Genomic DNA, 13,635 nt, shown 5'->3' on the forward strand with positions numbered 1-13,635 from the left:
TGGGAGAGTAGGCCGCCGCCTTTTTTCGAAGTCCCCTACAGTTTACTGTGGGGGACTTTTTTTTGTGCCCTTTTTTTTGGTACAGATCGGTCTGCGGGGCTTCCGCTCTTTTGCCCCTTCCGTCCCCCGGCGCCATCGCCGGGGTCCACCTTCCCCCTTGGGGAAGGAACTGGACGACCGTACCCGATTCACCGCTACGGCTTTTTTATGGGGCCCCTGCAAACGGCCCCTCCCCCGCCGGGGGAGGTGGTCTTGGCGAGGCCAAGAGCGGAGGAGGCCACGCCCGTCAAGAACAGAGGGGCAAGACCCTTAAGAATGCACGTGGTTTCCAACCGTTACTTTATTATCTTTATCACAAAGACAAGGTTATGCTGAAACACATATGTACGTTATTGATCTGCCTAAGCGCAATTACCGTATCCTCCCAAGAAAACACCCTTAAAGCCCTGGTTGGGGGGACCCTTATCGACGGCTTTGGGGCCGATCCCATAAAAAATAGTGTCATTATCATAGCGGGTGAAAAAATAAAAACGGTAGGCACAATCAATGATACACCAATTCCAGCCAATGCGGAAGTCATTTCTACCGAAGGCATGACCGTACTTCCCGGCTTATGGGATATGCATGTGCATACCATGATCAACGGGCATGCTGATTATACCTACTGGGACAAGACCTATCCACCCTTGTTCAAAGACGTAATCATGCCCGCATCCGCACATCAGCTACTGATGGCTGGCGTAACCAGTGCCCGTGACTTGGGCGCACCTTTAGAAGAAAGCATTGCCGTTAGGGATGCCATTAACAAGGGTGAGATTCCCGGCGCTACCCTCTATGTTTCTGGACCTTTTATTCAACATAAACCCTATCCCGGCACAGAGGACTTTAGGTGGGGAGTGACTGGTGCCGAGGATGGTAGAAAAAAAATACGCAAACTGGCAAAGGCCGGGGTAGACGTCATTAAGCTGATTGATCAAGATCAGATGACCATGGAAGAATTGACGGCAGTGGTGGAGGAAGCCCATAAAAATAATCTGAAAGTAGTGGCCCATGGCCATAGGCCGGAGGAAATTAGAAGGGGACTTAAAGTGGGCGTGGATTGTTTTGAGCATACCGGACTGTCCTCCGCGCCCAAATATCCCGAGGATGTTATGGAAATGATCGCAGAGCGCACCGCCCAAATGAACAAGGGACCCCTGTTTTGGTGCCCTACGGTGGAAGGATTGTACAATTACGAATACGTAAGGGACAATCATGAAAAACTAGACAATGATTCCTGGCATTTGGGACTGCCCGATAGCATTATCACCGATATCAAGAACAGCATCAAACACCCTGATCGTCTTCCGTATTTTCAACTTACTCCTTCGCGAAAACCGACACTTAAAACCAAAATACAACAGTTGTTGGATGCCGGAGTAGTACTTTTGATAGGAACCGACAGCGGCATTCCCATGAAGTTTCACAGTCAGTCTACCTGGAACGAACTGGATGTTTGGGTCAACGAATTTGGAATCGATCCCATGTACGCTATTCGATCAGCAACCTACTGGCCAGCGCTATGGATGGGTGTGGCCGATGAAGTGGGCACCATAACCCCTGGCAAATACGCCGATATCATTGCTGTGGATGGCGATGTACTCCGCTATATAAGCCTATTGCAGGATGTGGATATGGTCATTAAGCATGGCAAACGGTACAAGTAGGGCCTCCGGGATATGCGAATGGAAGAAAAGGCGGACTATCACAAAGAAGAAAAATGGAATGCTTGGTCCCACGGCCTGGGTATCTTGTTGGGCATTTTAGGGGCTTATCTCTTGTTGGATAAAAATACGGCGCAAAGTAATCAGACCATTATCAGCCTTGTTGTTTACAGCATTTCCATAGTTCTCCTGTTTACGGCCTCTACCCTATATCATTCGGTGTCCAAGCTTGCGCTCAAAAGGAAACTACGGATTTTAGACCATATCAGTATCTATTATTTGATTGCCGGTACCTATACCCCGGTCTGTGTGGTCCTATTAGCTGACTCCAGGGGATGGATTCTATTATATGTCGTCTGGGGCCTTGCCCTTTTAGGAACAATGCTGAAACTGTTCTTCACCGGTAAGTTTGAAGTGTTTTCCTTGTTGTTGTACCTGTTTATGGGATGGCTGATCGTCTTCGACATTGGCGCGCTTATAGCTACTACTTCCAAGCTGGGACTAACATTAATGGCCCTGGGTGGAGCCTTCTATACCTTGGGCATTGTGTTCTACGCCCTTCGTAAGATACCCTACAACCACTTGATATGGCATGTTTTTGTTTTGGGCGGCGCTATAAGCCATTGGTTGTTTATTTATTGGGATATCCTCTAAATCAGCTAACCAATGGCCGCTGACCCATGGGTCCGAAATAACAATCATGAACAATCATAAAAAATCCACATATCTTGAACACTATCTAATCCAAAAGAAAGTGCGGTGCTTTAAAGTAAACTCCGTTAACAGCTGATTTGAAAGTCGATTCCATGACTGGAGAAACCAAATACGAAAATTCATTGTTTTTGATAACCTTATCCAAATACTCATCGTATGATGTAATACCATCGTATCGTTTGATTTCTGCCTGCTGAGCTTCCATACTATTTTGTTCATACAGTTGATAAAATCCCCAGGTTTGAATTTCTTCTGGGATTTTTGGTAAAACAATCTTATCCATTTTTTCACTATCGAATAGCAAGCTCCATCGATAAGAAATATTTAAGCCATCAATTACAACGGGTGAATTACTGTCAATTAAAATTTTACCCACACTATGGCCGTTACCACTCTTTATCAAATCAACCTCATTGTTGGCAAAGCTGTAATCCACTGTCCAATCCAGCGTTTGAAAGGAAGTCAAAGGCTCTCCGGTGCGCTCCGTGTAGTAGCTGTTTAACCTTACATTATATCTATATTTATCGAAAATGTTGTTAAAATAATAGGGAATGCCTCCCGCAGGATTAAAGCCATATCCTATGCCATAAATCCTGTGATAAACATTGTTTTGAAATTCATCTTCATTAAAGTATCCCGCAATCCAAATATTGGATGATTCATAAGCGCCAGTTGTGACAATGGGTTCGAAGGTTCTACGTTCAACCCCTGCGGAAGTGAAAAGATCCGGCGTTAAAACGAAATCTGAAGGAAATTCCCAGTCTGCAACATAATAAGAATATTCATTTAAATCGAAATTGAAAAGTGGGAGGTAAATAAAATCAGTATTTATTGTACTCGTGGTGTTTCTTCTTCTATCCAAGGAGAGTTCGGAAATTTCTTGAAAAAGACTACCTCCATATCCGAAACCTTCGCTGCCAATGCCAAGGGTATCATCTGGGTCAAATCCGGTGGCTGGAAACCGCAGGGGCTGGGTTGGACCGGCATCAAATCTTGGATATGTCTTTAGGTTTAGGACACCAAGAGTAGAAGGTTTTAAATTTTGCAGTGTTGTAAATTCACTTGCATTTCCAAACGCCCCGGTTTGGTATTCCCCTATGGTGAGCATGAATTCCGAATCTGCATCAATTTCTACGTTGGTTCTAAGGGTTATTTCTTGCGTATCCTGAAAAACCCTTTTCGAGTCTAGGGTTTCACCGTCCATTGACGACGCAAAAACGTAAATTCTGGCAAAGACCGGATTATAATAATTTGCTGGAAAATGAATTGTTATCAATCTTCTATATATGTCAACTGAAATAGACGTTTCCGACTCGTTACCCAAACTGTCCGTTGCGATAAAATGTAAAGAACCTGTTCCTGTTGGAAATAACTCTGGATTAAAATCCAATTGATAATCCACGGCATCCTCAATCAGGATTAGCTGTGTATCCCCATAAACGACTTCTAACGAAACAATTTCGGAATACGTATCTGATACCTGTGGGGCTAATACAATAAGCTCATCTAAAATCTGACCATCCTCTAAGTTGGGAAGTGTAACTTCCGGACCTGTATTGTCCGCAATAAAATTCACCTCAAAAACTCCCACATTGTCCGCCGCATCCGTGGCCTCTATCCGAAATACGTTTTCACCATCTTGTAACGTCAAGGTATTTATATTGGCTTCAAAACTACCATCTGTTACATCCGATAATAGTTCACCATTAAGAAAAGTTTTTACGGAAGTCAAAACTTCGTTGTCCGTTACCTCAAAAGTTACGGCATTTACGTCCCCATTAATTACCGTGCCCTCGGTTAGGCTTACGGCGCTTACCATAGGCATTTCATTGTCTATGTTTATCGTTTGCTGTACCGATGTCACGTTGCCTGCATCATCTGTGGCGGACACTTTTAATATGTAATCCTTAAACTTGTTGGTACTCCCTACCTTGGAATCAAAAGATGAAATGTCAACGATAATTTGATAGGGAGCTGTGGTATCTTCACCCACCTTCTGCTCATTGATGAAAGCTTCGATCTTGGCAATACCTCCCGCGTCCTTTGCGTCTATGTTGATTTCTATTTGTCCGCTGACCACAATGGGTTCACTGGGCGTCGCGCTTGGAAAGCCAGCAATCGAAATGTTAACCGTTGGGGCCACAACATCCGGTTCGGGCGGCGGAGTACTATCAGAATCACTGGAACAGGAAATAAAAAAACAGCACAGAAGTGCCAATAAGATAAAGAGGGAACTACGCATGGTTTTGTATGGTTTGGATTACAAATGTATACAGATATTGCAAGACTAGAAAAAAATACTTCCAAGTACATTAATAAACGGTTAAAAGCACTTGCAGCTGCTCCAAGGTCATAAGAAATACGCTATGACAATCCCAAGGACGATGACCAACAGCTTTCGTAAATTAAAGGAATGTCCTTCAGAGCTTTCGAAGAGGATAACCGTTGAGATATGGAGAAAGACCCCGATGATCAGGGCCGTAATGGGGGCGTAGTAGGTATCAAAAAAAGCGAGATGCGCTGCCAGATAGGTACCTGCAGGGGTCATAAGGGAAAACAATACGATAAAAAGTATCGCGTGACCCTGTTTGATCTTGGAATTCAATAAAAAAATACTGAGTATTATGGCAATGGGTATTTTATGGACCAAAATGCCGTAAAGCATGGTATGATATTTTTCGATAGGTAGGCCCTCCAATAGGGAATGTATGCAAAGGCTGCCAAATAGTAACCAAGGAAAGCCACTTTTTTCACTGTCCAAATGTACGTGGCCATGTTCGGCCCCCTTTGAAAAAAACTCCAAAAAAATCTGTAGAAGAATGCCCAGCATCACAAAGATTCCTATGGTTTTAGGATTTGTGTTGATATAGACCTCGGGCAATAGCTCAAAAATGGTCAGGGCCAACAAAAAAGCCCCACTAAAGGCCAATAATAACTTGAAAGTATCTCTTTTTTGGGGTTTTAACAGAAAGACAAACACAAAACTTAACAGTACCGCCAGTACAGGTAATAGATAGGTCATTTATTATTTTGCTTAGGTGTTCGGACGAATTTAGAAAGCGAAGTGCCCGTGGGGATAAAATTAATGTATTTTTGCCGTATTCTTCTGGAAGTGTATGAACAATAATTTTAAAATGGTGGCCAAGACCCTGTTCGGTTTTGAGGAGATATTGGCCAAGGAATTGCGGAACCTCGGTGCAGGTAACGTAAAGGAAGGTGTTAGGAACGTTTCCTTTGAAGGCGATACCGGTTTTATGTACAAGGCCAATCTGTGCCTGCGCACGGCTATAAAGATTTTGAAACCAATTCATTCCTTTTACGTGCGGGACGAAAGGGATCTATATAAAAAAATATACGATCTCGATTGGTCGGACTATCTCACGCCTGATACGACCTTTGCCATCGATGCCACGGTAAATTCAGAGCAGTTCAGCCACTCACTCTATGTTTCCCAAAAAACCAAGGATGCCATTGTGGATAGGTTTCGGGAGGATCAGGGAAGAAGACCCAACGTAGATATCAAATTTCCGGATGTGCGCATCAATATCCACATTCAGCGAAACCAATGCAACCTGGCCCTGGATACCTCTGGGCGCTCCTTACACCATAGAGGCTACAGAACCGCAACCAATATCGCTCCGATCAACGAAGTCTTAGCAGCGGGGCTGCTATTGCTTAGCGGATGGGATGGCCAATGCGATTTTTTGGACCCTATGTGCGGTAGTGGAACCTTTTTGACCGAAGCGGCCATGATTGCCTGTAATATCCCGGCCAATATTAACAGAAAAGAATTTGCCTTTGAAAAATGGCGTGATTTTGACAAGACTTTTTTTGAAAAGATCGTGGACAGTAGTTTAAACCGGACCAGGGAATTTAACCACCGGATTACAGGGTATGACAAAGCGCCGTCAGCAGTTAGAAAGGCACAGGACAATTGTGCCAACGCAAACCTCTCCGAATACATCAGCGTGGAGCGCAAGAACTTTTTTGAGACCCGAAAATTGACCGAAGGGCAACTGCACATGGTATTTAACCCGCCCTACGGGGAAAGGCTCAATATTGAAATGGAAAAATTTTATGAGAGCATCGGGGATACCTTGAAACAGGGATACCCTGGAACGGATGCTTGGTTTATTACTTCCAACCTGCAAGCTTTGAAGTTCGTAGGACTGCGGCCCTCCCGCAAAATTAAATTGTACAACAGCCATCTGGAGTCTAGATTGGTGAAGTACGTGATGTACGAAGGCAGCAAAAAAGCAAAATTCAACAAACCCCCTGAACTATGAGGCCTAAATACCGAGCACTGTTGTTCAATTTTCTTGGGTTTGCACTATTGTTCATTGTAATCCGACTCATTTTAGGGTATTATATGCCTATAAACCGCATATTCCTCGCAGTTGCTTCGGCTATAGCGGCCAACATATTGGCTCCTAAATTCGGCGCCATACAAACAGATGAGGGCGAAAAGGTGTTGATGAAGTGGGTCTTTATGAAGGGTACTAGGGAAATCTAGATCAGTTATCGGATTCCACCTCCGGATCCTTTGGTTTTTTCGCTTTTTTGTATAAGGGAATAAAATACGAAATGGAGTAATTGTACCCCACTCCAAAATTACTGCCATCGGTTACCTTGTTAAATCCTGGAATCCATAGGTTGGGAAAATTATCCGCCTCCTTTTCCGTAATCAAAAAACCCAAACGTACACTGGCTCCCAAATAAATATTGGCAAAAAGCTCGGCCTTGACACCAAAGATAAATTCGAGCCAGGATGCGTTCAATCCATCAAACTCCACAGGATCCGTAGCACCTTGTACAAAGTCGTCCGGACTAAAATAACGGTTGCTGTCAAAGAACTGAAAATTGTTTAGGGTTTGGGTAAACGTACTATAGGCATAACGACCTCCAATGTAAATTGAATTGTTCATGCCATACCAGTTTTCATAGGTATTGAAGTCTATCCCCAGTTTAAGGTAACTGCCCGAAGTCGTGAAATTGAACAGGTCTTCCTGTTGGGTTTTCTCCTCCGTTCCCAGTTCCACTCCTAGATATAACTTTTGGTTCAGTCTATAGTCGCCTACGAGTTCCAGTCCGGTATAGTCCTCGTCAAAAAATGACAATACAGGGCGGCTCAGATCAACTCCCACCCTTAAGCCGTAGGGTTGTCTGTAATCTGCCGTATCCTTTGGTTGCAAGTCAATAGGTTTGCTCTGGGCATGCCCATCGAAAAAACTCAGTACCAAGAAAAGACTAATGAAATATTTGAACATGGGCCGAAACGGAATTTTCTACAAGAGGGGTTACTATTTCTATGCTTTGAATCCAGTTATCGCCATCCGCAGTTAGTTCATTGTCCAGACTGTCGTAGTTGGCAACAAATCCACAAGCCCTGGAAATGAAGATTTCACTGGTCCCATAGGTAAATCTAAGGGTGTCTAGGTTCACGGTAGTTTCATCTGTAGGTGTCGGATTTTGCGATAGGATGAATGTAGTACCACTTTCACCTATTTGCAACGGAATGGCAATAGAATCCGAGCTGGCATTGGCAATGACATCCAGTGGGGTACCGTCCGGTAGAAGACCGCGCACTTCCAGGCCTGATACGTCCTGAAACTCGGTGGGATTGTCCGCATCCAAAAAGCGAATGATCAACAAGGGGGTATCCCCATCCACGCAGATATCGTCTTTTTCACAATTGGTAAGGAAAATCAGGGCCAAGAGAACAAGAAATGAGGCGCTTATTTTTTTCATTAATTTATCATCTTCATATTGGAAAAGATAGAAGCAATTATGATGCCCGTTTTTCCAAAAGTACAACATTTTCTACATGATGCGTCTGGGGAAACATATCTACTGGCTGTATTTTTTTTAACTGGTACAATTCGTTCATCAAGGCTAGATCCCTTGCCTGTGTGGCACTATTACAGCTGACGTAGACCACCTTTGAAGGTGCAATATCCATAATTTGCCGTACCACATCCTTGTGCATGCCATCCCTAGGCGGGTCTGTAATGATAACATCGGGCCTTCCATGAGTAGCTATAAAGTCGGCATTGAATATGTTTTTCATATCCCCGGCAAAAAAGTCCACATTGGTAATTTTATTCTCCAGCGCATTGGCCTTGGCAGCGGCAATGGCCTCTGGAACAGCCTCGATCCCAATCACCTTTTTTGCGCTTTCCGAAACGAATTGGGCAATGGTCCCAGTACCGGTGTATAGGTCATAGACCAGTTCCATACCTGTTAATCCCGCAAAGTCCCTGGTAACCTTGTATAGTTCGTATGCCTGCTTGGAATTGGTTTGGTAAAATGATTTTGCGGTTATTTTAAAGCGCAACTCCTCCATGGTTTCAAAAATATGATCCCTTCCAGCATGACAGATCACCTCTTGATCATAGATCGTGTCATTGGCCTTTTGGTTGATGACATACAATAGAGAGGTGATTTCCGGAAAACTTTTGGCCAGATGGTCCAGCAATAAAATTCTCTTGTCCGCATCGTCCCCAAAAAATTGCACAAGGACCATAACTTCCCCTATGGAGGAAGTCCTTATCATAAGGGTTCTCAGCAATCCCTCTTGTTTTCTGGGATTGAAGAATGGCAAGCCGTGAGCGGTGGCAAAGGTCCTAATTTCCATACGAATGGCATTGGAGGGGTCTTCTTGCAGGTGGCATTTTTTTATATCCAAGATTTTGTCCCACATTCCTGGAATATGGAAACCCAGAGCGTTTTTATCCTTGATTTCGGTATCCGAATTTATCTCCTCCAGGCTAAGCCATCTTGCATCGGAAAAGGAGAACTCCATCTTATTTCGGTAAAAATACTGGTCTTTTGAACCCAGAATGGGTGAAATTTCCGGAAGTTCCAAATGGCCTATGCGCCTTAGATTGTTGATTACTTCCTCTTGTTTGTAATGTAACTGGTGCTTATAGCCCATATGTTGCCATTTGCACCCACCGCAAACACCAAAATGCTCACATACGGGCTCTGTCCTTTTGTCGGACCGTGTATGAAAATGCGTGGCGACACCTTCAAAATAGGCCTTTCTTTTTTTTGTGGTCTGTACATCTACAATATCGCCGGGAACCGTATTGGTAAGGAAAATTACCCTACCGTCCGGAGCCTTCCCCACAGTTTTTCCTTTGGCTCCGGCATCGATGACCGCAACTTTTTCAAAATATTGTCGCCTGTTCTTTTTGCGCATGGAGCAAAAGTACTAATAGCATTGAATTTTACAGCCTGTTTGGATCAGTTATCTTTAGAATGCATAAAAAAGACAACAAATTGAACCTTTTCGCTTTTGGCACGTCTTTCTTGTGTAAGGCATATGGGAAACACCAATAAAACATTTGATGGTCTGTTGGTATTGCAGTATCAATCCGGAGATAAAAAGGCACTTTCCCTTTTGGTTAAGAGGTACCATCTCCGATTATGTAGGCATGCTTTCTGGTACACCCGCGATATGGATGCTGCCAAGGATATCGTACAGGACTGTTGGAGTGTTATGGTCAATAAGTTGAGTAACATTAAAGACCCTAACAGCTTTGGGAGTTGGGCCACAAAGATCGTGACCCGTAAATCATTGGATTACCTCAATAGGAACAAGAGAACCCGCGAGCATATGCAATCCTATGCCAAGCTGTCCGAGACGGATGGGAGTTACGAGGAAGGGGAATCGGACCGGTTAAAACTTCAAAATGGAATACGCCTGTTGCCCGGTGACCAGCAAATGGTACTTCGCCTGTTCTATACCCAGGAGTATTCCTTAAGGGAGATCAGCGATATTTTGAATATCTCGGTAGGAACGGTAAAATCAAGATTGTTCCATGCCCGTGAAAAATTAAAGACAATTCTAAAAACAAATAACGATGAAAAAAGATCTGGAAAAAATTGATTTGCTTATTAAGGAAGCCTTGAACGAGGAAGAGGCTAAATTTTATGATGAATTGGAGGAGCAGAACCTTTTTGGGAAATTGGGGACGGTGTATCGTGGAAAAATGGGGTGGCTGGCCATGATTATGAACGTAATGCATTTATTAATATTTGCACTTTTTGTTTATTGCGTTGTACAATTCTTTGGTACGGAAGAAACCAACATCCTAATCAAATGGGCCGCAGCCGGATTTTTATGCATGATCGCCATGGGGATGTTAAAACTTTATGTCTGGCAGCAGATGGACAAGAACGACATTCTAAGGGAATTAAAGCGACTGGAGCTCCAAGTCACCGCGCTCAGTGGTAAGTTAAATCAATAAAGATCCTGGAAAGCTTTTTTTACTGAGGCAGGTTTTTTGTAACTTGCAGTTTCTACAACGGATGATTTCTCTCCCTAAGAAGGAATTGCTAAAGTTTTACTTAAAATATTCAAAGTCATGTCAGTTTTGGAAAGAATGACCTCCCAAGATGCCATAGCATTGGAGAACAAGTACGGCGCACAGAACTATCATCCCTTGCCAGTAGTATTAAGTAGGGGAGAAGGTGTTTATGTGTGGGACGTTGAAGGAAAAAAATACTATGATTTCCTATCCGCATATTCGGCGGTAAATCAGGGGCATTGCCACCCCAGAATTATTTCGGCCCTTAAGGAACAGGCCGAAAATCTGACGCTCACCTCACGGGCATTTTACAATGATATGCTCGGAAAGTACGAGAAGTACATCACCGAATATTTCGGATTTGATCGGGTATTGCCCATGAATACAGGTGCGGAAGCCGTTGAGACCGCTATAAAAATAGCGAGAAAGTGGGGATATGAGAAAAAAGGGATACCAGCCAACCAAGCGAAGATCGTGGTGTGCCAAAATAATTTCCATGGCAGAACCATTACGATAATATCTGCGTCCAATGATCCCATAGCCACGGAAAACTTTGGTCCCTTTACACCTGGCATAGTTTCAATTCGATACAACGATATCAATGCGTTGCAGGAAGCCTTGAAGGACCCTAACGTGGCCGCTTTTCTGGTAGAGCCCATACAGGGTGAAGCAGGGGTTTATGTGCCCGACGAAAACTATATCCGGGAAGCACATGAACTGTGCAGGGAAAAGAACGTCCTGTTTATTTCCGATGAAGTACAGACAGGCATAGCCAGGACCGGTAGACTATTGGCCAGTTGTGGTACTTGCTCCTGTACAGACCGACTTTGCAGTGATACCCCGGACGTTAAACCGGATATGCTGATTTTGGGAAAAGCGCTGTCAGGCGGGGTACTTCCCGTTTCCGCGGTTTTGGCAAATAATACGATTATGGAAGTTATACGTCCCGGAAACCACGGTTCTACCTTTGGCGGAAATCCACTGGCTTGCGCTGTTGCCATAGCGGCCCTGGAGGTTGTTAGGGATGAAGATCTAGCCGAAAATGCCTTTGTTTTGGGCGAACTTTTTAGAAGTGAGATGGAAAAATTGGTCGGAGAATCCGATTTGGTGAGACTGGTTCGGGGCAAAGGGTTGCTCAATGCCATTGTAATCAATGATTCGGAGGATAGCTCCACAGCTTGGGATATCTGCATGGCACTTAAGGAAAATGGTCTGTTGGCCAAACCAACACATGGAAATATTATTCGTTTCGCGCCACCGCTGGTAATGACCGAAGAACAGATGCTTGATTGTATATCGATTATTAAACGAACCCTGAAGGCATTTAAGAAATAAAGGACATTCCTTGAAAATGAAAAAACCCTCAAAAATGGCTTTTGAGGGTTTTTTTACGGTTTAGCGTTCTTTAGGAACGTACTTCCTTGATGCGGGCCTTTTTACCGGTAAGACCTCTGAAGTAGAAGATACGGGCTCTACGTACCTTACCTTTTTTATTGACCTCTATTTTTTGAAGTGCGGGCATATTAACCGGAAAGATCCTTTCTACACCAACAGTGCCAGACATTTTTCTTATGGTGAAAGTTTCCGTAGCATTGCTTCCCCTTCTTTGAATAACAACTCCTTTGAAAAACTGGGTACGTGTTTTTTCACCTTCCTTAATCTCATAGTAGACCGTTATAGTGTCTCCTGAAGAGAATTTGGGAAAATCTTTTTTTGGAACAAATTCGTCTTCAACAAATTTTATTAATGCTTCCATTGTTTTTGTTTACAGTTATTTAGAACCAACGTTCACGATTCTCGTCAGAGGTTGATTTTAACAGAGTGCAAAATTAAATAATATATGGGGAATTGCAAGGGAATATGTCGTTTTTTCCTTGCGGCAGGTCAAATAGAAGGGTTTTCATTCTTTTTGACAAGTTTTATCGCCAAAAGGATAAGCCCTGTCGCAAACATGATATATACCATTCCATTAACAACGGAAATAATGCCCTGACTTCGTACAATAGCTTCCGGACCGCCGGTCCGTGCCATGACCATAGGTAAGACCACCCCAATTATTCCAAGGATAATCGAGAGGATACTCCCCAACAGCATCAATATAGACGCGAGGGACCGTTGTTTAAAGAAAAGGATAAAACAGCCTATCAGGACCAGTAGTTGTCCCAGGCCATAGACGAAATAACCTATAATATAAGGAATTGGTAAGTCGCTCATTGTCATAATTATTTTAGTAAGTCCGGTCTTCGCTGTTCGGTTCGTTTAAGGGCTTGATCTTCCCGCCATTTCTCAATTTCCGGAAAATTACCACTTAATAGGATATCGGGTACCTTTAGGCCCTTATATTCCGATGGCCTGGTATACACGGGAGGCGCCAAAAGATTGTCCTGAAACGTATCGGTCAATGCCGAAGTTTCGTTGTTCAATACTCCGGGGATCAACCGTATAATGGCGTCACAGAGCACGGCGGCTCCCAACTCCCCACCTGATAATACATAGTCCCCGATGGAAATCTCCTTGGTGATCAAAGTTTCCCTAACACGTTGGTCCACGCCCTTATAATGTCCGCAGAGAATAATCATATTGTCCAGAAGTGAAATGGAATTCGCCATTTTTTGATTTAAGGTTTCCCCATCGGGGGTCATATAAATGACCTCGTCGTATTCCCTTTCTGCTTTTAGCGAAGCGATACATTTATCTATAGGCTCGATCATCATAACCATACCAGCCCCGCCCCCAAATTGATAATCGTCAATTTGGTTATAGCTTTTATCCGTATAGTCCCTTAAATTATGCATATGCACTTCCACCAGACCCTTTTCTATAGCACGCTTAAGAATGGAAGCTTCAAAAGGACTTTTAAGCAGTTCGGGCAATACCGTTATAATATCAATTCGCATGTAACTTTC

15 protein-coding genes are annotated in these 13,635 nt (G+C 43.6%); 7 read left to right on the plus strand and 8 right to left on the minus strand.

Features of this window, described 5'->3' with window-relative positions:
- The first annotated feature begins 368 nt into the window (after positions 1–368).
- Both ACRD67_RS06220 and trhA read left to right on the plus strand, forming a co-directional pair.
- Complete coding sequence (locus ACRD67_RS06220; protein ID WP_430966191.1) at positions 369–1,706, plus strand: amidohydrolase family protein; 1,338 nt, start codon at positions 369–371, stop codon at positions 1,704–1,706.
- A 12-nt stretch (positions 1,707–1,718) separates the two neighbouring features.
- A complete protein-coding gene (trhA, locus tag ACRD67_RS06225; protein WP_430966192.1) occupies positions 1,719–2,357 on the plus strand; it encodes a PAQR family membrane homeostasis protein TrhA in 639 nt (212 codons plus the stop codon).
- Between the two features lie 85 nt (positions 2,358–2,442).
- On the opposite strand, the gene ACRD67_RS06230 is transcribed toward trhA, so the two are convergent.
- Both ACRD67_RS06230 and ACRD67_RS06235 read right to left on the minus strand, forming a co-directional pair.
- Positions 2,443–4,560, minus strand: a complete 2,118-nt coding sequence (locus ACRD67_RS06230; RefSeq protein ID WP_430966193.1) for an Ig-like domain-containing protein — start codon at positions 4,558–4,560, stop codon at positions 2,443–2,445.
- A gap of 207 nt (positions 4,561–4,767) precedes the next feature.
- On the minus strand, positions 4,768–5,439 hold the full coding sequence (locus tag ACRD67_RS06235) for a ZIP family metal transporter (protein ID WP_430966194.1): 672 nt from the start codon (positions 5,437–5,439) through the stop codon (positions 4,768–4,770).
- Positions 5,440–5,533: 94 nt separating this feature from the next.
- Here ACRD67_RS06235 and ACRD67_RS06240 point away from each other — a divergent pair, with 94 nt between their 5' ends.
- Both ACRD67_RS06240 and ACRD67_RS06245 read left to right on the plus strand, forming a co-directional pair.
- On the plus strand, positions 5,534–6,703 hold the full coding sequence (locus ACRD67_RS06240) for a THUMP domain-containing class I SAM-dependent RNA methyltransferase (RefSeq protein ID WP_430966195.1): 1,170 nt from the start codon (positions 5,534–5,536) through the stop codon (positions 6,701–6,703).
- Positions 6,700–6,930: a hypothetical protein gene (locus ACRD67_RS06245; protein ID WP_430966196.1), complete on the plus strand. Its 231-nt coding sequence runs from the start codon at positions 6,700–6,702 to the stop codon at positions 6,928–6,930. The genes ACRD67_RS06240 and ACRD67_RS06245 overlap by 4 nt, the downstream gene beginning before the upstream one ends.
- 1 nt (position 6,931) lies before the next feature.
- Here the strand turns inward: ACRD67_RS06245 and ACRD67_RS06250 are convergent, their stop codons facing one another.
- From ACRD67_RS06250 to rlmD, 3 genes are read right to left on the minus strand one after another with little or no spacing between them, the layout of a single operon-like run.
- Positions 6,932–7,684 (minus strand): DUF6048 family protein, encoded by a 753-nt coding sequence (locus tag ACRD67_RS06250; RefSeq protein WP_430966197.1) that lies wholly within the window; start codon positions 7,682–7,684, stop codon positions 6,932–6,934.
- On the minus strand, positions 7,665–8,165 hold the full coding sequence (locus ACRD67_RS06255; protein WP_430966198.1) for a DUF6452 family protein: 501 nt from the start codon (positions 8,163–8,165) through the stop codon (positions 7,665–7,667). The genes ACRD67_RS06250 and ACRD67_RS06255 overlap by 20 nt, the downstream gene beginning before the upstream one ends.
- Before the next feature lie 37 nt (positions 8,166–8,202).
- Positions 8,203–9,618 (minus strand): 23S rRNA (uracil(1939)-C(5))-methyltransferase RlmD, encoded by a 1,416-nt coding sequence (rlmD, locus tag ACRD67_RS06260; protein WP_430966199.1) that lies wholly within the window; start codon positions 9,616–9,618, stop codon positions 8,203–8,205.
- Between the two features lie 123 nt (positions 9,619–9,741).
- Between rlmD and ACRD67_RS06265 the strand changes: the two genes are divergently transcribed.
- The 3 genes from ACRD67_RS06265 (at position 9,742) to rocD (ending at position 12,064) form a co-directional block, all read left to right on the plus strand.
- Positions 9,742–10,308 carry an RNA polymerase sigma factor gene (locus tag ACRD67_RS06265; protein WP_430966200.1) on the plus strand — a complete coding sequence of 189 codons (567 nt, stop codon included), beginning with the start codon at positions 9,742–9,744 and terminating at the stop codon, positions 10,306–10,308.
- Entirely contained in the window at positions 10,283–10,669 is a 387-nt protein-coding gene (locus tag ACRD67_RS06270) for a DUF6768 family protein (RefSeq protein WP_430966201.1), read from the plus strand. Before ACRD67_RS06265 ends, ACRD67_RS06270 begins: the two co-directional genes overlap by 26 nt.
- A gap of 117 nt (positions 10,670–10,786) precedes the next feature.
- Positions 10,787–12,064, plus strand: coding sequence for an ornithine--oxo-acid transaminase (gene rocD, locus ACRD67_RS06275; protein WP_430966202.1), 1,278 nt, complete (start codon positions 10,787–10,789; stop codon positions 12,062–12,064).
- A 70-nt stretch (positions 12,065–12,134) separates the two neighbouring features.
- Here rocD and rplS read toward each other — a convergent pair whose 3' ends face one another.
- The 3 genes from rplS to trmD all read right to left on the minus strand — a co-directional run bounded on the left by rplS (position 12,135) and on the right by trmD (position 13,626).
- The gene (gene rplS, locus ACRD67_RS06280) at positions 12,135–12,485 is read right to left on the minus strand and encodes a 50S ribosomal protein L19 (protein WP_430966203.1); all 351 of its coding nucleotides are present in this window, start codon (positions 12,483–12,485) and stop codon (positions 12,135–12,137) included.
- A 128-nt stretch (positions 12,486–12,613) separates the two neighbouring features.
- The gene (locus ACRD67_RS06285) at positions 12,614–12,943 is read right to left on the minus strand and encodes a hypothetical protein (RefSeq protein ID WP_430966204.1); all 330 of its coding nucleotides are present in this window, start codon (positions 12,941–12,943) and stop codon (positions 12,614–12,616) included.
- 8 nt (positions 12,944–12,951) lie between these two features.
- Positions 12,952–13,626, minus strand: a complete 675-nt coding sequence (gene trmD / locus ACRD67_RS06290; protein ID WP_430966205.1) for a tRNA (guanosine(37)-N1)-methyltransferase TrmD — start codon at positions 13,624–13,626, stop codon at positions 12,952–12,954.
- Positions 13,627–13,635: the final 9 nt, after the last annotated feature.

It is taken from the genome of Eudoraea algarum, assembly GCF_050589645.1.
Classification (GTDB): domain Bacteria; phylum Bacteroidota; class Bacteroidia; order Flavobacteriales; family Flavobacteriaceae; genus JBNGOQ01.